Source organism: Micromonospora sp. NPDC050417, from assembly GCF_044458865.1.
Taxonomy (GTDB): domain Bacteria; phylum Actinomycetota; class Actinomycetes; order Mycobacteriales; family Micromonosporaceae; genus Micromonospora_G.
Window position 1 is genome coordinate 1 of sequence record NZ_JBITIH010000004.1, and the last position, 24,915, is coordinate 24,915.

General features: G+C 69.5%; 26 protein-coding genes and 2 tRNA genes. 15 read left to right on the forward strand and 13 right to left on the reverse strand.

Annotation, left to right across the window (positions count from 1 at the left end; genetic code table 11):
- Window positions 1-91 precede the first annotated feature (91 nt).
- A complete protein-coding gene (locus tag ACIBF5_RS06860; RefSeq protein WP_396808880.1) occupies window positions 92-655 on the reverse strand; it encodes an NUDIX hydrolase in 564 nt (187 codons plus the stop codon).
- Between the two features lie 259 nt (window positions 656-914).
- On the opposite strand from ACIBF5_RS06860, the gene ACIBF5_RS06865 reads away from it, so the two are divergent.
- Genes ACIBF5_RS06865 through ACIBF5_RS06900 form a run of 8 tightly spaced genes read left to right on the forward strand, consistent with a single transcriptional unit; the run spans window position 915 to window position 7,779 of the window.
- The gene (locus ACIBF5_RS06865) at window positions 915-1,160 is read left to right on the forward strand and encodes a hypothetical protein (protein WP_396808882.1); all 246 of its coding nucleotides are present in this window, start codon (window positions 915-917) and stop codon (window positions 1,158-1,160) included.
- A 33-nt stretch (window positions 1,161-1,193) separates the two neighbouring features.
- Window positions 1,194-1,787, forward strand: coding sequence for a DUF4254 domain-containing protein (locus ACIBF5_RS06870; protein ID WP_396808884.1), 594 nt, complete (start codon window positions 1,194-1,196; stop codon window positions 1,785-1,787).
- Window positions 1,784-3,682 carry a hypothetical protein gene (locus tag ACIBF5_RS06875; protein ID WP_396808886.1) on the forward strand — a complete coding sequence of 633 codons (1,899 nt, stop codon included), beginning with the start codon at window positions 1,784-1,786 and terminating at the stop codon, window positions 3,680-3,682. The genes ACIBF5_RS06870 and ACIBF5_RS06875 overlap by 4 nt, the downstream gene beginning before the upstream one ends.
- Window positions 3,663-4,217 carry a phosphoribosyltransferase gene (locus ACIBF5_RS06880; protein ID WP_396808888.1) on the forward strand — a complete coding sequence of 185 codons (555 nt, stop codon included), beginning with the start codon at window positions 3,663-3,665 and terminating at the stop codon, window positions 4,215-4,217. Before ACIBF5_RS06875 ends, ACIBF5_RS06880 begins: the two co-directional genes overlap by 20 nt.
- Window positions 4,196-5,299: a glycosyltransferase family 9 protein gene (locus ACIBF5_RS06885; protein ID WP_396808889.1), complete on the forward strand. Its 1,104-nt coding sequence runs from the start codon at window positions 4,196-4,198 to the stop codon at window positions 5,297-5,299. The genes ACIBF5_RS06880 and ACIBF5_RS06885 overlap by 22 nt, the downstream gene beginning before the upstream one ends.
- Window positions 5,296-6,432 (forward strand): hypothetical protein, encoded by a 1,137-nt coding sequence (locus ACIBF5_RS06890; protein ID WP_396808891.1) that lies wholly within the window; start codon window positions 5,296-5,298, stop codon window positions 6,430-6,432. The genes ACIBF5_RS06885 and ACIBF5_RS06890 overlap by 4 nt, the downstream gene beginning before the upstream one ends.
- The gene (locus ACIBF5_RS06895; protein WP_396808892.1) at window positions 6,422-7,168 is read left to right on the forward strand and encodes an SDR family NAD(P)-dependent oxidoreductase; all 747 of its coding nucleotides are present in this window, start codon (window positions 6,422-6,424) and stop codon (window positions 7,166-7,168) included. Before ACIBF5_RS06890 ends, ACIBF5_RS06895 begins: the two co-directional genes overlap by 11 nt.
- Entirely contained in the window at window positions 7,165-7,779 is a 615-nt protein-coding gene (locus ACIBF5_RS06900; RefSeq protein ID WP_396808894.1) for a histidine phosphatase family protein, read from the forward strand. Before ACIBF5_RS06895 ends, ACIBF5_RS06900 begins: the two co-directional genes overlap by 4 nt.
- Here ACIBF5_RS06900 and ACIBF5_RS06905 read toward each other — a convergent pair.
- Window positions 7,745-8,185, reverse strand: a complete 441-nt coding sequence (locus ACIBF5_RS06905; RefSeq protein WP_396808896.1) for an NUDIX domain-containing protein — start codon at window positions 8,183-8,185, stop codon at window positions 7,745-7,747. The genes ACIBF5_RS06900 and ACIBF5_RS06905 overlap by 35 nt on opposite strands.
- A gap of 269 nt (window positions 8,186-8,454) precedes the next feature.
- A tRNA-Lys gene (locus tag ACIBF5_RS06910) sits at window positions 8,455-8,530 on the reverse strand.
- Window positions 8,531-8,716: 186 nt separating this feature from the next.
- Here ACIBF5_RS06910 and ACIBF5_RS06915 point away from each other — a divergent pair.
- The gene (locus ACIBF5_RS06915; protein WP_396808898.1) at window positions 8,717-9,985 is read left to right on the forward strand and encodes an Ig-like domain-containing protein; all 1,269 of its coding nucleotides are present in this window, start codon (window positions 8,717-8,719) and stop codon (window positions 9,983-9,985) included.
- A gap of 259 nt (window positions 9,986-10,244) precedes the next feature.
- Entirely contained in the window at window positions 10,245-11,534 is a 1,290-nt protein-coding gene (locus tag ACIBF5_RS06920) for an Ig-like domain-containing protein (protein ID WP_396808900.1), read from the forward strand.
- A gap of 140 nt (window positions 11,535-11,674) precedes the next feature.
- On the opposite strand, the gene ACIBF5_RS06925 is transcribed toward ACIBF5_RS06920, so the two are convergent.
- Window positions 11,675-11,750, reverse strand: a tRNA-His gene (locus ACIBF5_RS06925).
- Window positions 11,751-11,858: 108 nt separating this feature from the next.
- Window positions 11,859-12,455, reverse strand: coding sequence for an oligoribonuclease (orn, locus tag ACIBF5_RS06930; RefSeq protein WP_396808902.1), 597 nt, complete (start codon window positions 12,453-12,455; stop codon window positions 11,859-11,861).
- A gap of 67 nt (window positions 12,456-12,522) precedes the next feature.
- On the opposite strand from orn, the gene ACIBF5_RS06935 reads away from it, so the two are divergent.
- Complete coding sequence (locus tag ACIBF5_RS06935) at window positions 12,523-13,818, forward strand: glycosyltransferase family 87 protein (protein ID WP_396808904.1); 1,296 nt, start codon at window positions 12,523-12,525, stop codon at window positions 13,816-13,818.
- A 194-nt stretch (window positions 13,819-14,012) separates the two neighbouring features.
- Here the strand turns inward: ACIBF5_RS06935 and ACIBF5_RS06940 are convergent, their stop codons facing one another.
- From ACIBF5_RS06940 to ACIBF5_RS06955, 4 genes are all read right to left on the reverse strand, one after another.
- Window positions 14,013-15,671: a hypothetical protein gene (locus tag ACIBF5_RS06940; protein WP_396808906.1), complete on the reverse strand. Its 1,659-nt coding sequence runs from the start codon at window positions 15,669-15,671 to the stop codon at window positions 14,013-14,015.
- A gap of 133 nt (window positions 15,672-15,804) precedes the next feature.
- Window positions 15,805-16,557, reverse strand: a complete 753-nt coding sequence (locus ACIBF5_RS06945) for a YcnI family protein (protein WP_396808908.1) — start codon at window positions 16,555-16,557, stop codon at window positions 15,805-15,807.
- Between the two features lie 12 nt (window positions 16,558-16,569).
- Complete coding sequence (locus tag ACIBF5_RS06950; protein ID WP_396809398.1) at window positions 16,570-18,234, reverse strand: copper resistance CopC/CopD family protein; 1,665 nt, start codon at window positions 18,232-18,234, stop codon at window positions 16,570-16,572.
- A 35-nt stretch (window positions 18,235-18,269) separates the two neighbouring features.
- A complete protein-coding gene (locus ACIBF5_RS06955; RefSeq protein WP_396808910.1) occupies window positions 18,270-18,923 on the reverse strand; it encodes a zf-HC2 domain-containing protein in 654 nt (217 codons plus the stop codon).
- A gap of 109 nt (window positions 18,924-19,032) precedes the next feature.
- On the opposite strand from ACIBF5_RS06955, the gene ACIBF5_RS06960 reads away from it, so the two are divergent.
- From ACIBF5_RS06960 to ACIBF5_RS06975, 4 genes are all read left to right on the forward strand, one after another.
- Window positions 19,033-19,635, forward strand: a complete 603-nt coding sequence (locus ACIBF5_RS06960) for a sigma-70 family RNA polymerase sigma factor (RefSeq protein ID WP_396808912.1) — start codon at window positions 19,033-19,035, stop codon at window positions 19,633-19,635.
- 139 nt (window positions 19,636-19,774) lie between these two features.
- The gene (locus ACIBF5_RS06965; protein ID WP_396808914.1) at window positions 19,775-20,293 is read left to right on the forward strand and encodes a MauE/DoxX family redox-associated membrane protein; all 519 of its coding nucleotides are present in this window, start codon (window positions 19,775-19,777) and stop codon (window positions 20,291-20,293) included.
- Window positions 20,286-21,107 (forward strand): DsbA family protein, encoded by an 822-nt coding sequence (locus ACIBF5_RS06970; protein WP_396808916.1) that lies wholly within the window; start codon window positions 20,286-20,288, stop codon window positions 21,105-21,107. The genes ACIBF5_RS06965 and ACIBF5_RS06970 overlap by 8 nt, the downstream gene beginning before the upstream one ends.
- Window positions 21,104-22,216 (forward strand): hypothetical protein, encoded by a 1,113-nt coding sequence (locus ACIBF5_RS06975; protein ID WP_396808917.1) that lies wholly within the window; start codon window positions 21,104-21,106, stop codon window positions 22,214-22,216. Before ACIBF5_RS06970 ends, ACIBF5_RS06975 begins: the two co-directional genes overlap by 4 nt.
- Here the strand turns inward: ACIBF5_RS06975 and ACIBF5_RS06980 are convergent.
- The 4 genes from ACIBF5_RS06980 to ACIBF5_RS06995 are packed head-to-tail and all read right to left on the reverse strand — an operon-like array spanning window position 22,177 to window position 24,844.
- A complete protein-coding gene (locus ACIBF5_RS06980) occupies window positions 22,177-22,950 on the reverse strand; it encodes an energy-coupling factor ABC transporter ATP-binding protein (RefSeq protein WP_396808919.1) in 774 nt (257 codons plus the stop codon). The two genes, ACIBF5_RS06975 and ACIBF5_RS06980, sit on opposite strands and share 40 nt — an antisense overlap.
- Complete coding sequence (gene cbiQ / locus ACIBF5_RS06985) at window positions 22,947-23,717, reverse strand: cobalt ECF transporter T component CbiQ (protein WP_396808921.1); 771 nt, start codon at window positions 23,715-23,717, stop codon at window positions 22,947-22,949. Before cbiQ ends, ACIBF5_RS06980 begins: the two co-directional genes overlap by 4 nt.
- Entirely contained in the window at window positions 23,718-24,131 is a 414-nt protein-coding gene (locus ACIBF5_RS06990; protein WP_396808923.1) for a PDGLE domain-containing protein, read from the reverse strand.
- On the reverse strand, window positions 24,128-24,844 hold the full coding sequence (locus ACIBF5_RS06995; protein WP_396808925.1) for an energy-coupling factor ABC transporter permease: 717 nt from the start codon (window positions 24,842-24,844) through the stop codon (window positions 24,128-24,130). Before ACIBF5_RS06995 ends, ACIBF5_RS06990 begins: the two co-directional genes overlap by 4 nt.
- Between the last annotated feature and the right edge of the window lie 71 nt (window positions 24,845-24,915).

Sequence of the window (24,915 nt, forward strand, 5' to 3'; positions counted from 1 at the left end):
CCAACCCACGCCCGTACGTCTGGACCCGCACCGCCGACGAAATCCTTGAGTCCCTCGCCGCCTACTGCCGACGAATTAACGACTCAGGACACTAGATCCGCCCGGTCGCTCTGGCCAGCAGGACCGCGAGCAGACCGGCGACCGACCCGGCGCCCACGATCTGCCCAACGGTGATCATCTGCTCCACCTCGCCCAGCGGGATCCAGCCGACCCTCTCCGCCTCGTTCACATCCGGCGCGGCGCCCGTCGGATCCGCTCCCCTGGACAGATAGACCAAATTCTGCTGGTCGATGGTGCCGACCATCGGCTGGAACCCCAGCAACGGCTCCATCGTCCTCGGCCGCCACCCGGTCTCCTCCTCGACCTCCCGAGCAGCGCACACGGCCGGATCCTCGTCGTGGTCGAGATAGCCGCCGGGCAGCTCCCACACCCAGCGGTCGATGATGAACCGATGCCGCCACATCATCAGCACCCGGTCGGCATCATCGAGAACAATCACCATCGCCGCCGACGGCACTCGCAGCACGTACTGCTCGAACCGAACGCCATCCGGTAACTCGACGTCGGCGATGCTGAGCACCGCCCGCCGGGTGTCGTCGACGACCCGCTCGCCGTGGATGGTCCACTCGCTGGCCCGCCGAGCATCGGTAGTCATGCCCGCACCCTATCGCCGAGCCGGCAGTCGTCGTACTTCCCGGAACCAGCGGCGTTGGCTGACACCGGCTGACAGCGCACCACTTCAACTGGGCCGGCGCCGCAGCCAACCTATCCATCGAGGGATGTGACGGTCGGTGCCGCAACGGCCAGGCCGTTGGGTCCCGGGCGACGGCGGCGGTGGTCGGTGTCGGCTAAGCAAGCTCGCGCGACCCCGCTTGCCGCCGCCGCGCCCATCAGACAAGAGAACTGGGGGACGCATGGCTACGTATCTCGGTGGCGAGCAGATCGAGGAGGCGCAGGCCCTTCTGGCGAGGCACGTCGTGTCCTGCGCCGACGGCAGATGCCTGACCTGCGACGTACCGGGTCCATGTCCCGCGCACGAGCGCGCCACGAGCGCCTTCTTCCGGTCGTTGCGGCTGCCCCGACGTACGCCCGCCGCATCCCGTCCGGAGCTGTGCGGTGCTCGCTGGCACGGCGTGCCGGGTTCGTGGTGGTCGGCGTGACGACAACGCCGAATTGCCCATGCGCCTCAGGACATGTCGAACGAAGCGTTTGGAGGCTTCATCGTGCCCCTTCCTGACTCGACCAACGCTCCAAGCCAGCTCGGCAGGCAAAATGTCCTTCCGGCCTCCGGTCTGGTCATCGACTCGTTCCGGGACAACTCCGCGTTCTTGGCGTCTGCGTGGCGGGTTCCGTTGCGAGTTTCCGGGCGACTTGCCATGCACCACGGCGACCAGTGGTCAGCCGAGATGATCTCTCGGGATCCGAGCGCTGATGATCATGTTGTGGCCGCCGCAAAGCGGTCCATCGACCTTTTGAACCGCGTCCGGGTGGACCTGGTCACGGAGATCGACACGTGGGTCGACCGTGTTCTCGGTGATCGCGGCACCGGGCCGTTGCACACCGAGACGATCGGCTCGGTCATCGATCGGTTGGCCATTGCCTGGGTGCGTTGCCAACGCCTCACCGGCCGTGAGAGGCAAGGACGGGGCGACAGCCAGGCCGGTACGGCTTTGTGGCAGTTACGGGAGCTGGCGCGTGCGTACGACGATCTCGTTCGGGACGTGCATGAGGGTCGTCGACGGATCCCTCGTTGGCGCGCTCTCAAGAACTACGGCGCGCGCCGATGAACCTCGCGGTGACTCTCAACGGCGTGGACAACGTCGGCAAGTCCACGAATGCGCAGTGGCTGGCCTCGGCCATGCCGGCTGCCACGCTGACCGGGACCATCGACCGGTGGGACCCGCGATGGGCAGAGGTGTCGCGGGACGACTTCAGCCGATGGTGGTTCGTCGACAGCACCACCGACGAGCATCTCGATCTCGTGTTCCGTTCCTACGCCGCCCGGTGCCAGGGAGGTGGCCGGTTGGCGCTGGAGGACCGCGGCCGCCCGATGCTCGTCGCCACCTGTGCGGCAACGGCCGCGGTGAAGGACGGAACGCCGATCGGTGAGGCACTTGCCAAAATAGAAGACCGAGCGCGCCGCTACTTCCCCGTCGACAGGCGAGAACTTCACATCCTGCTACGTCACGAACTTGGGCCTTCGGTCGAGGCGCAGCAGGCGCTGGCTCGGGACCGGACGCCCGCCTCCGATCAGTACGCCGCCTACCAGCACCAACTGGCCGAAGCCATCGAGCTCCAGGTCCAGCGAGGGGACTACCACAGGTTGATCGTGCGTGGTGATCGGCCACTGCTCGATGTGCAGCGTGAGGTTCGCGAGGCCGTCGCCCAGTTCGGCGTACCCGTCACCCTGCTGGCCCCGGACCGCGTCGACCGGCTCTGGGTCCTCGCCGGCATGTCGGAGAGCGGAAAGAGCACCGTCGGGGAGTTGCTCCGTACCGAGCACGCCGTCACGCGGCTGAAGATCGGATATCTGCTCCGCCTTGCGGCCGACCGGGTCGGCGTGACCGACCCGTACCAGGCGTGGGATGAGCTGACCGAGGCACGGATGCTGTCCGAGGAGATCCTCCGCTTCGCCGCGCTCAATCCCGGCTCCCACCGGATCAGCGTCGAAAGTGCCCATCGCTTCGAAGCAACCAGGCATGTACGGCAGATCTGGGGAGACCACTGCGAGATCATCTACCTCGATGTGCCGCCGGCAGTGCGTCTGGCCCGTGGCGAAGAATCACCCGATTCGCTAGCGTCTCGGGACGCGACGAAGCAGAGTCGGGGCGCCGAGCGCATCGCGGCGATTGCCGACTCCGTCGTCGACAACACGGGCAGCCTCCTCGCTCTGAAACGAGCGGTCGCCGAGCTGGTTCACCACGCTTCCGGCGACCGACACCCGCCACAACGTGAGACTCCGGTACCAGCGGCCCTGCAACCTTTCCTCGCCGCCTACGCCGCCGAGTTGGTCGACAACGAGACGGCACTGGTCGCGGTGACCGGAAGCCTGACCTACGGGAACTGGCAGCCAGGCTGGAGCGACGTGGATGTCCTCCTCGTCCGGGACACCCTTCCGGTGCGTTGGCTCGCCAACCGATCGCTCCCACCCACCGGCCCGGACGGAGCGAAGATCGCGCTGTCGGCATTCAGCACCAACGAGGCGCGCACCGGCAGGCTGCCACCACGCCTGCTCTACGCACTACGGCAGATCGCGCACGACGGCCGGGGAGTGCTGTATCGCCGACCTGGTCTCGTACTCCAGGTCCTCGACCGGGCCGCCGACGAGCGCGCCGCCCGCAGTGACCTACCGCTGGTCGTCATGACGCTGCGGCGGCTGGCCGCCCGACCCGACACCGATGTCAGAGCGCTCTACAAGCACGTCGTCCTCGCCATGAAGATCATGCTCCGAGCGGACGGCATCGACCTCGACGCCAGCGACGATGTCCGCCGGGCCTTCGCCAGCCGGCATCCAGCAGCCCGCGTCGACCTGCCCTCGGTCACCGACGCCGGTCGCGCGGACTGGCGCTCGGACGACGAACTCACGGAACGAATCCGCCGCGCCGCCAGCGACCTGCTGGCCTACGACGAGACCCTCGGCCATGGAAAGGACAAGGAAGCCAATGACGGCCACCACACGTAAGGCGATCACCGCCGACCGAGTAGCCCGCCTCGGAGTCGGCGACACCACCCGCCCGGTCAGGATCGTTCACGAACTCGACGGTGTCCGCAATGACACCGCGCCGGATCGGGTGATGGCCGCCGGTGACCACCTCTGGCGGCGTTGGTGCGAGCATCCCGCCTACCGGCCGCACGACGTGCTGCTCGGTTTGGACGCTGGTGGAATCATCCCAACGCTCGCGGTCGCCTGGGCGAGCGGCAGCCACTACCGCATCGCCTGGAAGGTCAACCTCGACCTGCCGGAGAAGCTCGTCTTCCACGAACCTCACGCTCGCCGACTCGAAGTGTTCGCCTACGGCCGCTTCAAGGGTCAGCGCGTCCTCATCGTGGACGACGAGATCACGACCGGGCTCACCCTCACCAACCTCGTCACCGCGCTCCGCGGTGCCGGAGCCGACGTCACAGGCGTGCTCTGCCTGGTCGAGGACACGACCGGAGGCGGGCGGGAGCTGCTCGAACAACACGAGGTCCCGCTGTGCGTACTGACCACACTCTGACCGACACCGACACCGACAGCCCGATCTGTCGGCGAGGCGGGCCGACGTTCGTCCGGCGCGATCGGGCCCCGCTTGGCCGACTCCTGCCGTACCGGCGGGCCGCGGGAGAGCTGCCACCACCGAAGGCCGCCCTCGACGCGGTGCACAAAAACGGCTGGCACCTCGACCTCGGCGCACGAGGGCTCGGCGACGTACTGCTGGGTCTCGCCCTGGCGCAGGCTCTTCACGAGGCCACCCGCGACCGGTACCCGCAGCCAGCATACGTCGGCCCCCGCGCGGATCTCCTCGCCCGATGCACCCTGCCGCTCACCGTCACCTCCGCGAACGGCCACCACTCGATCGGCACCGAAAGCCCGACACCGCGCACCTTCGACGCCGTTCCCGAGGTCCCGCCGACGAGGCTCGACATCGTCGACGCCAACGTCCTCCAGGTGCACGCCGCGCTGCCGATGCGCTACTACCTCGACATCGAGCAGAGCCTCGGGGTACGGCTGCCTGCTGACAGCGACCCGTGCCCGCGGTTCCGCGCCACGGAGCCCACACCGACGCCCTACCACGTGCTCTTCGTGTCTACCACCAGCCGGCCAGAGCGCAAGGACTACGGCATCGAGAACTTCGCGGCGATCGCGCGCTGCCTCACTGCTCACCGGCCTGACGCGCCCTGGCGGTTCACCCTGATCGCCACGCCGGACCGAGCGGCACCGCCGCCCGCCGCGCAGATCGAGGTCTTCCACGGTCCGACGGCCGTGGACTGCGTCGATCTGTTCGCTGCCGCCGAACTGGTCCTCGGCAACGACACCGGCCTGACCCACCTCGCCGCCCTCACCGATAGACCGGACGGCACCGGGCCCACCGTCGTCGGCCTGTACGGGCGGCACGCGCACACCAAGTGGATTACCGGCTCAGCCCGTCACCACGCGGTGGCGACGCCGTTCTCGCAGCTCATGTCCATCGCCGACGCGTGCCCGGTCCGGGACGGCTACGACGACACCGTCTGGTCCACTGCCAGCGATCTGCGAGCCGTACCGGCTGACCTGATCGCGCGTTTCGCCGGCCGGTGCGTTGGTTGGTGGGACTCGTGATCCGCGTCGCCCGCCACCGGCGGTTCACCGCGAACCACACCTTCCATCTCAATGTCGGCGCACGCCGACTGTTCGTCAAGATCAACCCGAATCCTGCCGAGGCTGCCGCCGAGATCGCCGGGTACTGGCGGATCCGCAACCACTATCGGCTCCCCGCCCTGCACGCGCACCGCCGCGTCGGCCGCTGGGCGCTGACCGTGTACGACCGGCACCGGCCCGACCAGCCCGATACCGGCCTGCTCCTGGACGCCATCACGGCCGGCGACGTTGGCGCCCTTGCCAACCTCGACCACGGGCTCGACGCCATCCTCAGCCATTACCGGCACGTCATCGGCACGACGACGCGTCACCTGCCCGCCTCCCAAACCATCGGCAAGCTCTATCGTGACCGTGCCCAACCCGGCGGCCGGCTCGATCTCTACTACGGCCACAACCCAAATCTGCTGACGATGCCCGACAGGTCCGGCATCCGCTGCAGCGACCTACACGAGACGACCCTCGTCATCAACGGACAGCCTCGACGATTCGACTTCGACACACTGGTCACCGATCTCCGCACCGCCTTGCAACCGGGCCAGCAGATATGGGCAGCGACAACCCAGGGCGATCCCACCGACGTCAACATCGGCCTGGACGACGAGAACCGACCCGTCTGGTTTGACTACGACACCGCCGGCCTCAACTCACTCGCGGGGGAGATCGCCTGTTTCCTCTGGTATCAACGGCTACACGCCGCATGGCTCGTGCCGCGCTACAACCCCGGAGCCTTCACCGACCACCGGCGGGCACTCACCGATGCCGTCAGACCACAGGTCCGACTGGCGAGGCTGGCGGCCCGGACGATCGCGATCGACTACCAGCACCGGCCGTCGGCGGCGCGTCAGCACACCCTCGCCCGCTACCTCGGCCAGCTCGCCCGACCACTCGCCACCAGCATCGGCACCGACCTGCTCACGTGGCTACGGCCGTACCTAGCCATGCGCCTGCTGGCCGTCTACCCGCTGCACCAGATGGAGCCGTCGGACGCCGCGTTGTCGATCGGCTTGCTCGCGGACCTGTACGCGTCCGAAGCCGACCTGGCCCAGCTACTCGGACTCACCACGACACATGGGAGAACGGTCCGTGAATCGTGATGTCGCAATCGTGACCGGAGCTGGCGGGGGCATCGGAGCCGCGATCGCCGCCCGTCTCGCCGCCGACTTCGACCTGGTCCTGGCCCACCGCTACGACGATGAGAACATCGGGGCAGTCGTCGAGGCGGCCAATCAGCGCGGCGCGCGCACCAGCACCGTCATCGGCGACCTGACACGGTCCACCACACAGTCGCTGTTCCAATCCACGGTCGATGCCCATGCCGAGCAGCTGGTTGCCGTGGTCAGCAACGCTGGCGCATACCCCCGAATCCCCTGGCACGAACTGGACCTGGACGCGTTCCGCAGTCAACTCGAACTCAACCTGGTCACCCACGCCGCGTGCATCCGCGCCGTCACGCCCACTCTGATCGCGAACGGCCGCGGCCGCATCGTGGCCGTCTCCTCGATCCTGACCCAACTCGGCCGCGTCGACCTGGCCGGCTACATCGCGGCCAAGAACGGGCTCGAAGGCCTCATCCGGGCCCTGGCCCGTGAACTCGGCCCGAACAACATCACCGTCAACATAGTGCGCCCGGGTTCGATCGAGGTCCTCGCCGAGCACGCCGTCGTCGACGACCACGCCGCCATGGTGCGACGCCAACTCGACCGGCAGTGCATCAAGCGTCGCGGCCAGCCTGCGGATGTGGCCGCCGCCGTCGCCTTCCTGCTCTCCCCCGCGGCAGGATTCATCACCGGACAGGCGCTCAACGTCGACGGCGGCTGGCACCTGTCGTGAGCGACCGCGTTCTCTGGATGCGCCACGGCACCTGCCTCGACGGCCTCTGCCGCCCCCACGCCCACGCCCGTCCCGACACGCCACTGACGACGCGCGGGGTCGCCGAGGTCATCAGCACAGCCCGCTGGCTGCTCGACCGGAACGCCAGGCCAAACGTGATCCTCACCAGCACTCTTCTGCGGGCGACGATGAGTGCCGGCATTCTGGCCGAGATCCTTAATGTGCCGATCGCGCCGCCAAATCCGCTCTACGCGGAGTGGCGCGCACCCGACTGCGTACTCGGCCTGAGCCCCGACGAGTACCCACGCGAGTACCAAGCGTGGCGCAGCGAACGCCTTCGTGATCCGGATTCGGCTCTCCATGGTGGGGAGAGCCTGACCGCGCTGCGACAACGCGCGCTGGAAGCCGTATCGCGCGCCAACGAGGCCGCCCAGCAGGGCGTAGCCCTCATCGTGTCGCACCGCGTCTTCATCGGCGCCCTAGCCGCAAACCTGAACGGTGTCCGCAGCCCGCAAGACACTTTCCAGGCAGCTCGGGACTTCAGACTCGGACCGGCGATGGTCTGGCCAGCCTGCCCTACACCGAGAGCAGGGCCTCCTCGTTGGAGATGATGAACTCTTTCAGCGCATCCGGCTTGAGATCCACCGCAGGCAGCTTGTCGATCGTCACCCGGTCGAGCCGGTAGCGACCACGCGACGGATCAGCGAACTCCTCCCCGGTCCGGGCGTCCTCGTTCAGCTGCCGTAGCCGACAGGCGAAGAAGTGCTGGACGGAAACGCCCTCACCAGCGGAGGCGGTGAACAAGAACACCTGGGCGAACCGGTCCGCCTCGGCACCGAGTTCTTCGTGCAACTCGCGGCGAAGCGCCGCCTCCAGGGAGACATCCGTCGACTCCAGGCCGCCGCCCGGAGTTGTCCAGTACGGCGCCTGGCCGGGCTTGATCCGCTTGATCAGCACGAGTCGGTCGTCCTCATCCAAAAGAACGGCCCGCACCGACCTACGTACGATCTGACGCACGACTCGCCCCTATCCGCGCCCGGGAATCACTAACAGTAGCGTGAAGGTACCCGCCGCATCTTTGGAGACACAACGAGGTACCTGATCCAAGCCGCACCCGCCGACGCGACGCGCCAGGCAGTTGATCCATCTCTCCATTGACACGCCACCCGTCCGCCCTGAGCCCGAACGGTCCAACGGCTCCCGAGCACCCACCGAGCACCGGCCTATCGATACCGAAATAAGAAAGGCTCCGACCCAGGTGAAACCCCAGGTCAGAGCCTTTCTTTTGGTGCGCCGCCAGGGACTCGAACCCCGAACCCGCGGATTAAGAGTCCGCTGCTCTGCCAGTTGAGCTAGCGGCGCTCTCTGACAACGGAGAAACCGTAGCACGCACCTGGGAGTGGACTCCAATCAGATACCCCCGCCCCGTCCGTACGGGCGGTGGTGCCGGCAAAGCGGGCGAAACCCCGCCGAGGGTCGTTTCGGGGCCCCGGACTTTGGTGCGGATGGTGCACGATGTGGCCCAGGATGCGGATGAACGGGGTGGGGATGGCTGACGTCAGGCGGGCCTGGGCGCTGATCGCTGCCCTGGCGGTGGTCGCACCGATGGCCCTGGCGGGGTGCGGGGAGGGCGAGAAGGCGCGCTTCGTCAACGCCTCCGGCCAGCCCACGACGAGTCCCACCGCACCGGCCGAACCGGTGGTGTTGGCGATCACCCCGGCCACCGGGGCTGACAAGCAGCCGGTGAGCACGGAGATCGGCACCACCGTCACCGGCGGCAAGATCACTGATGTGACGCTGACCACGGAGGGCGCGAAGGTTCCCGGCAGCCTCCGTGAGGACGGCAGCTCCTGGGTGCCGGACGGGCCGCTGAAGTACGCGAAGCAGTACGAGGCCACGGTCACCGCCACCGGTTCGTCCGGCCAGGTCGAGACGAAGACCACCTCCTTCACCACGATGGCGAAGCCGCGTTCCCAGATCGGATCGGGGCTCTACCTCTTCGACGACAAGGTCTACGGCGTGGCGATGCCAGTCGTGGTCGAGTTCTCCCCCGGCATCCCGAAGAAGGACCGGGCGGCGGTGCAGCGGCGGATGTTCGTGCAGACCGACCCGCCGCAGCCGGGTGCCTGGCACTGGGTGGCGAACGGCACACAGGCGTTCTACCGCGCTCCGAAGTTCTGGCAGCCGGAGACGAGGCTGACCGTACGGATCGGCCTGGAAGGCATTCCGCTCAGCAATGGCAAGTACGGCAACGTGGACCGGAAGGCCAGCACCCGGATCGGCGACAGCTTCGAGATGAAGGTCGACAACGCGACCAAGCAGATGACGGTCTTCGAGAACGGCAAGTTGGTCCGGACCATGCCGGTCAGCCTCGGCAAACGCGCCACCCCGTCGTCGAGCGGCACGATGGTGGTGATGGAGAAGAAGGAGACCACGGTCTTCGACACCAGGGACGACCCGAACCCGGCCAACCGGTACGTCACCGACATCGACTTCGCGCAGCGCCTCACCTGGGGTGGCGAGTTCATCCACGCCGCACCGTGGTCGGTGGAGCAGCAGGGCCGTACGAACGTCTCGCACGGCTGCGTCAACCTCTCCACCCCGAACGCGCGCTGGCTCTTCGAGCGGACGAAGATCGGTGACCCGGTGACGGTCAAAGGCACCGAGCGCAAGCTTGAGAACGGCAACGGCTGGACCGCCTGGGACATGAGTTGGGACGAGTTCGTCAAGGGCAGCGCGCTGCCGGTCTCGGCGGCTCCGGCTGGCACGGAGGGCACTCCCACCAGCCCGTCCGCCGGCACGACACCTGGTTCCTGATTTCGGTAACCATTCCGGAACCATTCCGGCGAGCAGCACTTTTCGTACCTTTCCACCGAAGGTGGCGAGGTACGTCATGCCCGTCGTCGAGCTGCTGGATCCACGGCCCCAGCAGGCAAGATCGGTAAGGACAAATCATTCACTATACCGACATCTCAACTCCAAAATGTGGGTTTCTCGCCACGTCGTGAAACCAAAATTTGCCGCGTGGCGTCTTTGGGAGAGGATGGGCCGTGGGGATGAGAACTGTGAGGGGACAATGCGCGCGAGTCGAGACCAGTTGATGGGGCAGACCGCGAGACGGCGCCGGGCAACCGCGCGCACGCTCGTGACGGTCGTGCTGACCGGGGTGCTCGCACTCGCGGCCGGTTGCAGCAGCGGCGGCGGCGGCGATTCACCAGCGTGGCAGGGCGGCAAGGCGCCGGATCTCCCGAAGGCCAGCGCCGTGGTCAGCAGTCCGGCCGCCGACGCCAAGGACGTGCCCGCCTCGACCGAGATCGCCTTTGCCAGCAAGGACGCCACCGAGACGAAATTCGAACTCAAGGACGGCGCGGGCAAGGTCGTCGAGGGCAAGGTCAACGCCGAGGGTACGAGCTTCCTGCCGAACGGTGCGCTCGACTACGGCACGACGTACACCGCGACCGTGACGGCGACCGGCGACGACGGCAAGCCGGCGACGGTCAACAGCAACTTCACGACCATGGCCAAGCCGGCCAACCAGATCCGGGTCACCAGCTTCCTCGGCGACGGTTCGGTCGTCGGGGTGGGCATGCCGGCGATCGTCCAGTTCTCCCGGGCCATTCCGGAGGAGTACCGGGACGACCTCCAGCGCCGGATGACGGTGACCACCACCCCTCCCCAGGAGGGTGCGTGGCGGTGGATCAGCCCGACCGAGGTGCACTACCGGCCGAAGACCTTCTGGAAGGCCAACACCGAGCTGGACTACAAGATCCAGGCCGGCGGGCTGCCGCTCGGCGACGGCTGGTACGGACGCGCCGACCTCACCATCGACGCCAAGATCGGCCCGGCGGTGGTGATGACGGTCGACAACAAGACCAAGAAGATGACCGTCACCAAGGACGGCAAGGTCCTCAAGACCTTCCCGATCAGCCTCGGCAAGCCGAGCACTCCTTCCTCCAGCGGCACCATGATCGTGATGGAGAAGCTGCGCAAGACCGTCTTCGACACGATGGACGACCCGAACCCGGACAACCGCTACAAGACCGACATCGAGTACGCCCAGCGGCTCACCTGGGGTGGCGAGTTCATCCACGCCGCGCCCTGGTCGGTGGCGCAGCAGGGGCACACCAACGTGTCGCACGGCTGCGTGAACATGTCCCAGGAGAACGCGGCCTGGCTCTTCGGTGTGACCACCATCGGTGACCCGATCACCGTGAGGGGCACCGAGGTCCAGCTCAGGAACGGCAACGGCTGGACCGACTGGAACATGAGCTGGGACGACTACATCAAGGGCAGTGCGATCCCGTACGAGCCGCCGTCGGCGAACGAGCCAGCCGGGGCGGACCCGAGCAGCACGCCCACCAACTGAGCGAAACGGCGCGGGGCCGGTCCAGGGAGCGTCCTGGACCGGCCCCGCGCCGTTCTGGCTGTCCTGCCGCGCCACCCGCACCTCGACCGGAACAGGCACCTGTCAACGAAACAAGCCCCCTCCGAAGAGGGGGCTTGACGTGGGGTGACTGATGGGAATTGAACCCACGACACCCGGGACCACAACCCGGTGCTCTGCCTACTGAGCTACAGCCACCATGCCGTCCACGCCCGGAAATCCGAACCCCGGGCGGTGCGACGACCAATCATAGCCACACCCACCCGCACCGCGTCGAGCGGGTTGGCACCGCCCTGTCGGCACGGCTCAGAGCTGGGCCGCGATCGCCTTCGCGGTCTCCACGTCCGGGCCCGGCAGCGGCACGAAGAGGGTACGGCGGTAGTACTCAAGTTCCCGGATGCTCTCCCGGATGTCGGCCAGTGCCCGGTGGGCCAACCCCTTCGCCGGCTGCCCGTAGTAGACCCGGGGGTACCAGCGCCGGGACAGCTCCTTGATCGACGAGACGTCGATCATGCGGTAGTGCAGGTACCCGTCGAGCCGGGGCATGTCCCGGGCGATGAAGCCCCGGTCGGTCGCGATCGAGTTGCCGCAGAGCGGGGCGCTGCGCGGGTCCTTGACCAGGCTGGTCACGTACTCCATGACCCGGTCCTCGGCCTCGGCGAGACTCACGGCGGAACGACGTACCTCCTCGGTCAGGCCCGAGCGTTCATGCATAGCCCGTACTATCTCCGGCATCCCTGCCAGCGCTTCCTCGTCGGCATGGATCACCACGTCGACACCTTCACCGAGAACGTTGAGATCCGGATCGGTAACCAGAGCAGCGACCTCGATCAGCGCATCCTTGCCGAGATCGAGCCCGGTCATCTCACAGTCGATCCAGACAAGAAGATCAGCCACCGCCACAGACTACGCGCAGCCCAGCAACCCGCGCCTCAACGCGGCAGCCATAACCGACCGCTAGGGTTTTCCCGTGTCAGCCGATCACCCCGCCCCACCTACGACAGCCGCGGACGACCCAGGCGGTCGCACCGCCCGCCGGCTCGTCGTGACGGTGGTGCTCGCCGCCGTCGTCCCGGTGGTCTACCTGCTCGGCACGCCGCACAACTTCTTCGACCTGAAGATCTACATGAAGGCGATGCGCTTCTGGGCGGATGGCCACCCTCTCTACGACTACGCCCAGCCCGACCGCGTGCAGGGGGAGCTCTACTTCACCTACCCGCCGTTCAGCGCCCTGCTGCTGCGTCCCTTTGCCGACCTGCGCCTCGGCGTGACGGTCGCCATCTTCACGATCCTCACCTCGCTCGCGGTGGTGGTGACCACCTGGTGGCTGGTGAAGCCGATCGCGGACCGTCGCGGCATCCCCCGCTGGTTCGCCGCCGGGGTCGCCATTCCGCTGGTCTTCGCCGCGGAGAGCACCCGGGAGACGATCACGTTCGGCCAGATCAACATGCTGCTGGTAGTACTGATCCTGGCCGACCTGCTCTTTGCCGTACCCCGTAACTCGCGCTGGGCCGGCGTCGGCATCGGGCTGGCGACGGCGCTCAAGCTCTTTCCGGGCATCTTCATCATCTACCTGCTGGCTGCCCGACGGTGGCGGGAAGCGGTGGTGGCGAGCGCGACCGCCGCCGTGGCGACCCTGCTCGCCGCCGCTGTCGCGCCCGGCGACTCGTGGCGGTTCTGGACCCACGAACTCTGGTCGACCGACCGGGTGGGCCGCACCGACTACACCGGCAACCAGTCCCTGTACGGCCTCCTGAGCCGCTTCACCGTGCCCGAGAAACCCGACCAGTTGCTCTGGTTGTCGCTCGTGGCCGTGATCGGCGGCTACGGCCTCTGGCGGGCGAGCCGGGCCGCGCGCGGCGGCGACGGGCTCGCCGGACTGGCCCTGACCGGACTGGTCGGCTCGCTCGTCAGTCCGATCAGTTGGACCCACCACGTCTACTGGTTCATCCCGGCGGTGCTGGTGCTGGCCGACGCGAGCGTGGCGTCGCCGTCCGGCTGGGAGCCGGCCGGGACCAGCCGACGTCATCGCCGGACCCTGCTCGTGCTGGCCGTTGTGGTGTACGGCAGCGTCGTCTACGGCGTGGTCTCGTTCCACGACTGGGGCAGCGCCCCGCAGCCGACCGACTCGCCGGTCGAGTTCGTCCTGCGCAACATGTACGTGCTGCTGGCCGTGGTGCTGCTGCTGGTGCTGCCAACCCGGCACCTGGTCCGGACGGCGCCAGCGAGCAGCTCGTCGCGCAGCGGTGTCCCGGTCACCCACTGACTGTCCGGTAACAGCAAAACTTGCACCAATTGGACAGATCTCCCTTACTTGTCCCCTTGAGGCTAATCTAGGACCAACGCCAGGAACGTTTCTTCAGTACACCGATCCCCCGGTGAGAGTGGCCCTTCGTGTCGGCAGCGCGGAGGGCCACTCGCCTGTCCGCGTACGGGGGTGCGGCCCCGGGAGCCGCGGCGTCAGCCGGGAACCCGACCGGTGCCCGCCGACGCCTCCGCTCCGTCCGCCTCCGCTCCGTCCGCCTCTGGCGAGCCGGGCTTGCACTTCCTGGGGCGGCCGGTCGTCGCCGCTCGGCCCGCCACGTTGGTCGCGGCAATGGGCTGTGTCGGGTGCACCGGGTCCAGCGCCGGGGCCGGATCGAGCACCGGCGACGGTTCGGTGGGCGTTGGTACGGCATCGCCCTGTTCCGTCCGGGTCGGCTCGATCGTGGCCGGGTCGGTGGGCCCGGGTCGGCCCTGGGCTGCCGTCCCGGGGTGGACCGGGGCACGGTTGACGGACTGCCGCGACACCGGTGCCGCCTTGTCCGCCGCACGCGGCGGCCAGTTCAACGCGAGCTTGGCCGGCGGCGGCTTACTCGCCGGCCAGGCACGCGCGAGGTTGTTCTCCGCCCTGGCCACACCGGAGCTTGCCCTGGCCACACCGGAGCGGGCGGGCTCCTCAGCCGGCGCACGGCCGGCCTGGCCGCCATCGTCGTCTACCGGTTCAGCATGAGTCTCGGCAGCCGCCGGTCGAGCAGCCTCGGCCGGGACGGCATGACCGACTGCGGCGTCGTGGGCCGAGGCTGTCGGGTAAGCGGTATCGGCCGGAACACCGTCGGGGTCGGCCCGGGGACGCTCCACCGGGGCGGGCACGACGGCGGCCGTCGCGCGAAGCGTCACCGCGTCTCCGGTCGGCTTGCCCGTCTGGGACGAATTCGGTTGTGGCTGGGCGAGAAGGTCGGCGAGCGTCGCCGGCCGCGTCGACCTCGGCGGGCTCGACGTCGGCAGGTTCGCGTGGAGCGGCCAGCCGGGTGGCACGGCCTCGGTGGCGGGAACGGCTGGAACGGCACCTGCCGAGGTCCTGGACCGGAGCGGCTTGCGCGTCCCGGGGGTGGGCTGTCCGAGATCGTCCAGGGCGCGTACGCCGAGCCGGGCGCTGAGCAACGGCAACTGGCTGGGCTCGACCACGAAAACCACCTCCCGTGGCCGGGTCGGCCAGACGAGGATGGCGACACCGAGCAGGGCGAACAGGGTGCCGCCGGCGAGCACGCCCCAGGTGGTCGGCTCGATCCAACCGACCCGCAGTTCGGTGCGGAGGTCGAGAGCGACTCCGGTCCGGGCGTCGGGGTACATGACCACCAGGCTGAGCCGCTGCCCGCGTAGGTCGGCCGGGGAGAGGTCGAGCGTGCCGGCGCCCTGACGTACCCAGAATGCCTGTTCACCGGGGGTCGCGACGGCGGCGGCGAGCGCACCGGTTCGTGGCACCGAGGTGACCTGGACCGGCAGCCGCCCCCGGGTCACCCGGACCCGCTCTATCTGGGCGTACGGCATCGAGGCCAGGTAACGGCCGGTCTCGACGGTGGGGGCGAGGCCGAGGAAGGCGGGCCGCTCGTCGGTTCCGGCGCTGATCCGCAGCCGGGTTCCGGCGGTACGGGTGAACGGGGCGTCCCGGCGCAGCAGTGCGTCCAGGTCCGGTACGACGATGGCGCGGCCGGGCGTCTCCACCCGTTCCAGCGACGCGCCGAAGGCGTCGCCGGTGCCACGCTGCTCCGCGACCATCCACAGTGCACTGCCGACGAGCAGGACCGCCAGCCCGACGGTGAGCAGCAGCACCCCGGCGAAGGTGCGTACGACGCGCATGCGCTATTCCCCCCTGATCAATGTATCTTCAGACGATACCGACCAAAAAGGGTCTAACGCGTCTTATTACCCAAAACGGCGCTGGCCCGCCGGATCACCGACGGGCCAGCGAACAGGGTGGGACCGGGGCAGGTCAGACCGCCGGCGGAGCGGCCGGACGACGCGTCCGGGCGAACGCCAGACCGCCGAGCGCCAAGCCGGCCAGACCGGCGACCAGGCCGGCGATGCCGAGTCCGAGCGCCGCCGAGTTCCCCTCGTCCTCGTCGCCGTCGCCCTCGGTACGGGCGACCGCCGCCACCGAGGCTCCCGGAGTGGCACCGGCCGACGCCGCAGCCGCCGCCGGGGTGAGCTTCAACACCGGCGCCGGGTGCTCCGGAGCCTCGGCGCCGGGCGCCGCCGGCTCGTCGATCCAGCGCGCGATCTCGCCGTCCGAGTAGGTCTGCAACACCTTGAAGATCAACTGGTCGACCTCGGGCAGCGGACCCATCGAGACGCCGAACTCCTGGAACTGCTCCGGCTTGACCGCCGCGTCGGCCGTCGCGGTCCAGATGATCTTCGCCACCGCCTCGGTGACCTTGCTGCCGTGCACCTCCAACGGCGGGTCGACCTTGCGCTTCTCCAACGACACCGTCCAGCCCGGCACCGGAATGGTCGACACCGACGCGATCGGTGCGTTCTCCGGGAGGTTCACCTCGATCTTGGTGGTCGACGCGGTGTCGCTCTCGTTCGGCACCCGGAAGGCCACGCGACCGTAGCCACCCTGGCTCGCCTCCTTCGGGTTGACCGTGACGTGCGCGGAGGCCGGCAGAGCAAGGCCGAGCACACCGACGAGGGTGGCACCGAGGGCGAGGGCTGCCGCGGTCGCGGTACGCCGGGGACGGATCATGGAATTGCCTTCCTACGTGATCGGCACGGTGGCGGTCACCGTGGCCTGGTCGATGTCGGAGATGCGTACGGTGAAGCGCAGTTGCCAGTCGCCCGGGGTGGGCAGACTGATCTCGCCGGTGGCGTGGTTGTCGGTCAACGGCAGCAGCGGGATCTCGATCGGCTCGATCCCCTTCGCCTGCAACGCCGCGGTCCCGGTCCACTCGACCACCGGCTGCGGCTTGTTCTCCAGCGTGTACGCGTACAGGTGGATCGAGTTGCTGCCGGTCTCGGCCGGGTCCACCTCCACCTGGAGGGAGAGCACGGAACTGGTCAGCGTGGTGGTGAAGATGCCCCCGCCGCCGGCAGCCGCGTCGTTCGACTCGGCGGTACGACCCGGCGGGGTCTGCACCAGGACGGCGGAGATGGCGAGGATCACCGCGGTGACGCCCAGCTCGGTCCAGACCGCCCGACGCATCCGTCCCGGCCGTTCGGTGACGAGGCGGCGCTGGACCAGCCGTCGCGAATACGCCGCCACTCCGATCACCAGGGCGAAGAGCACCACCTTCGCGATGATCAGTTGGCCGTAGGTGGTGTCGATCAGCGCGCTCGGGGTGGCCACCTCGATCAGCGCCTGCACGATCCCGGCGAGCAGCAGAGCGGAGACCGCCACCGCGGCCCAGCGGGACCAGATCGGCATGATCGCTGCGAGTTCCCGCTCGTCGGCCCGGCGCAGCAGGAAGCCGACCAGCATCACCAGCCCACCGAGCCAGACCGCCATGCTGCCCACGTGCACCGCGTCGACCAGCACCGAGACCGCCGGTACGGGTGACGCCGACGCGTGCCCGGCGAGCGGCCAGGTGAAGATCCCGGCGACCCCGAGTACGGCCAGCAGGATGTGGTCGGCGCGACCGGCGCTGCCCCGCAGCAGTGGCCGCAGCAGGATGGCGGCGGCCACCAGGATGCCGAGCCGGACCAGCAACACCGCACCGAACGTGCTGGCCAGCACGTCGCTGAGTGCGCTGCCGCTGATCGAGAAGAGCCCGCCGCCGGTGGTGTACGGCACCTGCAACCAGATCCCGATCAGGGTCGCGGCGGTGACCAGGCCGAACCCGGTCCAGACCAGTCGGGCCGGCCCACTGCGATCCAGCCGCCTCGGCCAGAGCAGGCCGAGCACCAGCACCGGACCGACCAGCAGAACCAGTCCGGCGTAGCCGAGGTACTTGCCGACCGCGACGGCGGCGGTGATGCCCGGGTCGACGGTGTCGTTCGCGGTGTCCTCCGGCGGGCTCGACGGGGCCCCGACGGAGTACGTGTAGGCGCCGGCGACCGGGTGGCTGTCGGCGGAGATCACCCGGTAGCTGACCAGGTAGGTGCCCCGGGGTCCGCCGGGGTCGACCGGGATGGTCACCACGGCGCCGTCGAAGGCAGGCTCGCCCCGGTCCACCCGGGCGCCGTCCGGGCCGAGCACCCGGATCTTGTCGGGAACGCTGCGGACACCCTCACTGAAGGTGAGCACCACCTCGCTGGGCGCGCTGGGTAGCACCGCGTCCGCGAGCGGGCTGCTGCTCACCAGCACCGCGTGGGCACTCGCCGGGCTGGCCGGCCCGAACAGCAGGGCGAACGTCGCCAGCAGAAGGCCGAGCATCGCGCCGGCGCGCGACACCCATCGTCGTTGTGCGGCAGTCATGCCGGACATGCTCGCCCAGAGACCCGCCGTGGCGCGACCTGGTGTCACCCGCGCCCCGCCACCGGCACCGCCGCGAGCGGCGGGTTGGTCCGCCGGTTGACCCGGCCGAGCGCCCAGAGCAGCCCGGCCTGGACCACCGTGGCCAGGTGACCGATCTCGTGCACCACCGCCGTGGCCGAGTTCACAATGTCGACCGCGCTGGTGCCGGCGAGGCAGACGGCGAGCACGAAGGCGACCGGCACGAACGCCTGCGCCCGCTCCGGCCGGTAGGCGGCGAGCGCGAACCCGACCGCCAGCGCCACGTCGAACGATGCCATCTCCCGGCTGGTGTGCAGGTCGACCTGGACACCGAAGCCGGCGAGCAGGATCGGCAGCGCGATGGCGAACTGGGCGACGGCGGCGACCGCCACCGCGACCCGGAGGATCTGACGGCGGCCGTACGCGGCCGAGGCGGATCGGCGGGCGGCAGCCGCGGTGACCGGGGCGGCGGCCACGGCGGCGAGTACGGTGGCGGTGAGGTCGGGCACCTCGACCGCCTGCGCCCGGTGCATGACCTGGTCGAGTTCCTCCGCACGGACCAGCCAGAGCTGGCACCCCGGGCAGGTCACGGTGTGCGCGTCGAGCGCCTCCATGGGCGCACGCGGGTCTTCCCCGTCCAGCCGCGCCGACAGCGCGACCCGTACCTCGTCGCAGGTCATGGGGAGATAGTCGGCGTACGTGGCAGAAAAGTTCCCGGAGGTGTGCAACCGCACCGACGCCCGGCAAGGCCGCCCCCACGCTCCGGTCGCACGCGTAACCTCGGATGGCGTGATCCCCGTTCCGCGCGAATCCGCCCTGGTCAGCGCCGCTGTCGATGCCGCGGTGGTGGACCGGACGCTCGCCCTGGACGACGCCACCCACTGGGCCCTACGTGCCCAGGGCGGAGATCCGGTGGCCCAGGCGGCGTTCGTCCGGGCCACTCAGGCGGAGGTGTGGCGGTTCACCGCCGCGCTGGTCGACCGGGACAGCGCCGACGATCTGGTGCAGGAGACGTACCTGCGGGCGTTCCGGGCACTGCCCGCGTTCGAGGGCCGGTCCAGTGCCCGGACGTGGTTGCTCGGCATCGCCCGGCGCACCTGTGCCGACCATCTCCGTACGGTGGTCCGGCGGCGGCGACTGGACGAGCGGCTGGCCGTCGCCGCGCACACCGACCACCCGTACCCCGACCCGGCCGGGCAACTCGGCGCCACCGACCTGCTCCGGCGACTGCCGGCCGATCGGCGGGAGGCGTTCGTCCTGACCCAGGTGCTCGGCCTGTCGTACGCGGAGGCGGCGGCGGTGGAGGGGGTCCCGGTCGGCACCATCCGCTCCCGGGTGGCCCGTGCGCGGGCGGAACTCGTCGAGGCGGTCGGCGATGCGCTGGCGAGCTGAACGGCACAGAGGCGGCTGGGCGGGACGACACACGGCCGGCGGGGCCGGATGGAACACGGCCGGCTGGGAGGTTCCTGGGACTAGCTGGTACTTGGCTGGGAAACGGAACCTCCTGATCCCACCCGGCGACTAAGGGACCATGACCATGGTGACCTCAGCACGCGCACGTTGGGATCTGGTCCAACCGTGGCTCGGGCTGGCTGTTCGGCTCGGACTCGCGGCGGTCTGGTTCTGGGCCGGCAGCACGAAGATCGGTGACCTGGCGGCTGCCGGGCGCGCCGTGAACGCGTACCAGATCTTTCCCTTCGACGTGGCCAGGGCGATCGGGGCGGCACAGCCGTTCGTCGAGATCGCGCTCGGCGTACTCCTGCTCCTCGGTCTGGCCACCCGACTGGCCGCCGGCATCTCCGCGCTCCTGATGCTGCTCTTCATCGCCGGCATCAGCTCGGCCTGGATCCGGGGCCTCGCCATCGACTGCGGCTGTTTCAGCGAGGGAGGTCCGCTCGCCGTCGGCCAGACCCCGAGCTACCTACCGGAGATCCTTCGGGACATCGGCTTCCTGATCATGGCGGCCTTCCTGCTGCGCTGGCCACGCAGCCCGTTTTCGATCGACCGGTGGATGGCCGGCGGGCAGCGTCTGGAGGACGAGAATGAGTAGTCCACGGGGAGCGGGTCGCCAGGGCGGCCCGGGACGGAAACCAGAAAAGGCCCAGAAGGGACCACAACCGCCGCAGAAGGCACAGCGCGGACCGCAGCAGCCGCCAAAAGCCCAGAAGAAGAGTTCGGCCCGGGTGGTCCGGGAGCAGTTAGCCCGGGAGCGGCGCCGCCGCCGCACACTCTGGACCTCCCTGATCGCGGTGGCGGTGCTCGTCGTCGCCGGCCTGATCGGCTGGAGCGTCTTCGCCAGCCAGCGGTCGCCGAGCGACTTCACCGCACCCGCCGGGGCGACCGCCGACGGCAACGCGATCGCGGTCGGCACCGGCCCGGTCACCGTCGACATCTACGAGGACTTCATCTGCCCGTTCTGCGGACAGTTCGAGAAGTCGACCGGAAGCACACTCGACCAGCTCGTCAGCGAGAACAAGGTACGGATCCTGTACCACCCGGTCGCGTACCTGGACCGGGCCTCCTCCACCGAGTACTCGACCCGGTCGTCGGCCGCCTCCGGCTGCGCGGCGAACGAGGGCAAATTCCGGGAGTACGTCGAGGCGCTGTTCAACCGTCAACCGGCCGAGGGAAGCGCCGGGCTCAGCGACGACGAGCTGATCAGCATCGGCACCGGGGTCGGCCTGGACGGGGGCACCTTCGGCTCCTGCGTACGTGACGGTACGTTCAAGGCGTGGACCGCGCATGTAACCGAGGCGGCGAGCCGGGCGAACATCAACAGCACCCCGACGGTGCTGGTCAACGGCAAGGGCGTCAACCCGAACCCGGACGACGTCAAAGCGGCCGTGGCAGCGGCCACCAAGTGATCCGACGCCTGCTCACCGCGTGCGCCGCCGGCCTGCTCGGCGCGCTCGCGGTGGGCACGCCCGCCCTCGCCCACGGCGCCGACGCACCGGACGGAACCGACTTCCGGACCACCGTCACCACACTCGCCCCGGGTCTGCCCGGACTCACCGTGCGCAGCATCGAGGCCGGTGCCCGGCTGGAGCTGACCAACCGGACCGGCCGCACCATCGAGGTGCTCGGCTACTCCGGCGAGCCCTACCTGGAGATCCGACCCGACGGGGCGTACGAGAACCGCAACTCCCCCACCACGTACGTCAACCAGACCCTCGACGCCGACACCGCACCACCGGCGAGCGCCGACCCGACCCTCCCCCCGGCCTGGCAACGGATCGGCACCGACCCGGTGGCCCGCTGGCACGACCGGCGTACCCACTGGGTGGAGGAGAGCCGACCTGCCCAGGTCAGCGCCGATCCGGGGCACACCCACCGGATCCGGGACTGGACGGTGCCGCTGCGCGACGGGGTGACCCCGATCGAACTGCGCGGCACCCTGGACTGGGTGCCGCCGCCGAACCCGGGCACGTGGTGGCTGGCGTGCGCGGTCGGCGCACTCCTGCTCGGCGCACTCGGGCAGCTTCCCGCAGCCGGTCGGGCCGGCCGTACGGTGACCACCGCCCTGGCCGTGGGCTTCGCCCTGGCCGGTGCCGGTGCGGTCGCACTCGCCGTGGGCCGGGAACTCGACGCCGGGGCGGCCGGCGTCGGCGGGGTACTCGAAGGGCTGCTCGCCGGGCAGATCTGGCCCGTCCTCACCGGACTCGGCGCGATCGCGGCGGCGGCGTACGCGCTGGCCGGACGCCCGGCCGCCGACTTCGCCCTGGCCCTGGCCGGGGCCTGCCTGGCGCTCTTCGCCGGGGTGGCGAACGCGGCGGTGTTCGGCCGGTCGGTGGCACCGGTCAGTTGGCCTGCCGGGTCGACCCGGCTCCTGGTCGCCGCGGTGATCGTGATCGGTGTCGGCGGCACCCTGGTCGGAGTGCTGCGGCTGCGGGCCACGCCCCGGGACCGGGCCGGGGCTCCGGCGGAGACCGACGATCAGCCCCGGCTGGCCGCCGCGACCGGGTCGAATCCGTAGGGCAGTTCCAACCGGTGCCGGCCCAGCAGGTCGGCGTCGGCGAGCACCTCGGCGGTGGCCCCGTCGGCGACGATCCGGCCACCGTCCAGGATCACCGACCGGTCGCAGAGTTCCAGCGCGTACGGCAGGTCGTGGGTGACCATCAGCAGGGTCACCGGCAGCCCGCGCAGGATCTCGGCCAGCTCCCGTCGGGCCGCCGGGTCGAGATTCGACGACGGCTCGTCCAGGACCAGGATCTCCGGGTGCATGGCGAGTACGGTGGCGACCGCCACCCGGCGGCGCTGCCCGAACGACAGGTGGTGCGGTGCCCGGTCCCGGTGTTCGCGCATCCCGACCGCCGCCAGGGCCTCGTCGACCCGGGCCTCCAGTTCCGCACCGCGCAGCCCGAGGTTGGCCGGACCGAACGCCACGTCCTCCGCGACGGTGGGGAGGAAGAGCTGGTCGTCGGGGTCCTGGAAGACGATGCCGACCCGGCGTCGGATCTCCGCCAGGGTGCCCCGGTCACGGTCGACGGTGAGGCCGCCGACGGCGACGCTGCCCTGGGTCGGGGTGAGGATCCCGTTCAGGTGCAGGACCAGTGTGGTCTTGCCGGCGCCGTTCGGACCGAGCAGGGCGACCCGCTCCCCCTTCGGCACGCTCAGGTCGACCCCGTGCAGGGCGACATGGCCGTCGGGGTAGGCGAATCGCAGGTCACGTACGTCCAGCGAGGCGGGAGTCTCCACGGCACCGATCATGACAGCACCAGTGCGGTGACGGCGATGCCGGCCGCGGTCAGCGGCACGGTCGCACCCACCACCCAGTGCCCGGTGGTGGCGGCCCCGGCGGACTGCCAGATGGCCGGCATCCGGCCGTCGTACCCCCGGGAGAGCATGGCCAGGTAGACCCGCTCGCCGCGTTCGAAGGCGCGCAGGAAGAGCGCGCCGACTCCGGCCGCGAAGCCGCGCAACTGCCAGAGGAATCGCGGGTCGTCGCCCCGGGAGATCCGGGCCACCCGCATCCGCCGGGCCTCGCCGCCGAGCACGTCGAGATAACGCAGCATGAACGTGGCGATCTGGGTGAGGATCTGCGGGCAGTGCAGCCGGTCCAGGCCGAGGATCAGGTCACGCATGGTCGTGGTCCCGGCGAGCAGCAGCGACGCCAGCACGCCGAGCGTCCCCTTGGCCAGGATGTTCCAGCCGCCGTACAGGCCGTCGACGGAGAGGTGCAGGCCGAGCCACTCGACCCGCTCCCCGGTGCCGAGGAAGGGCAGCACGAAGGCGAAGAAGACGAACGGCAGCTCGATCAGGGAACGCTTGAGCAGCCAGCCCGGACCGATCCGGGCGAACGTGGCCACCGCCGCGATCAGGAGGGCGTAGCCGCCGTACGCCCAGAACGCCTCGCGCGGGGTGGCGACCACGGCGATGCTGAACGCCACCATCGCCGTGATCTTCACCTCCGCAGGGAGCCGGTGCACGGGCGAGGTTCCGGCCCGGTAGAGCACGTGCGCGTGCCCGGCGCCCACCTACTTCACCGCTTCGGTGCCGGCGGTGGCGCCGGCCATCGGGATGTCGGAGCCGGCCGGCTCCGTACCGTCGGCACGGGTGCCCCGGCGACGGGTCAGCCAGAAGAGACCACCGCCGAGGGCGAAGGTGATCAACACGCCGGCGATCCCGGAGAGACCGGTGGAGAGGTACGCGTTCTCCACCCCCTTCACGCCGTAGTCGGCGAGCGGGCTGTCGGCGAGTTCGTGGTCCTTGGTCTGCTGCGCCGGGCAGCTTCCGCCGGTGATGTTGTCGTCGGCGTCGAAGGTGCAGCCCGTACGGAGCGAGGAGTCGAGCCCGTCCGGATGGGACGAGGCGAAGTTGCTCACCACCCCGGCGAGCAGGAACGCGACGATCAGTCCGCCGACGATGAATCCCCAGTGTCGTTGCTTCACCGCGCACCTCCGGTAACCGGGTTCGAGAGCACCGGCACGGTCCGCAGACCACGCAGGGCGTAGACAAGATCGGGTCGTACCTTGGCGACGGTGACCACGGTGGTGGCCGTGATCAGTCCCTCGCCGATGCCGATGAGCACGTGCGCACCGGCCATGGTGCCGGCCAGGCCGCCGAGCGAGCCGCCGAGGTCAGTGGTGCCGCCGAGCCAGTACTGCAGGATGAAGCCCTGCGACGCGACCGTGACACTGACCACCGCGGAGACGAACCCGGTGACCGCCAGACCTGCCGTGGTCCTCGGCAGAACCCGAACCAGGAGCGCGATGAGCAGGTAACCGGCGGCGGTGCCGACGATCGCCATGTTGGTGATGTTCAGTCCGAGCATGGCCACACCGCCGTCACCGAAGACGAGGGCCTGGACGATCAGCACGACCGACACGCAGAGCGCGCCGACCCAGGGGCCGACCAGCATCGCGGCGAGCGCACCACCGAGCAGGTGTCCGCTGACCGCACCGGTGAAGATCGGGAAGTTGAGCATCTGTACGGCGAAGATGAACGCCGCCACCAGTCCGGCCATCGGTGCCAGCCGGTCGTCCAGGTCACGCCGGCCGCGGATCACGCAGAACGTGAGCACCACCAGCGCTAACGCCGCGTAGATCGCGGCAACGGGACCGTTGATGATCCCGTTCGAGATGTGCATAGCGATGTTCTGCACAAAACCCTCCCCACCCGTGGCGGGGGGTCCGCGCCAACGGGAACTCAGCGTATTTGCCTAGCCACCTTTGT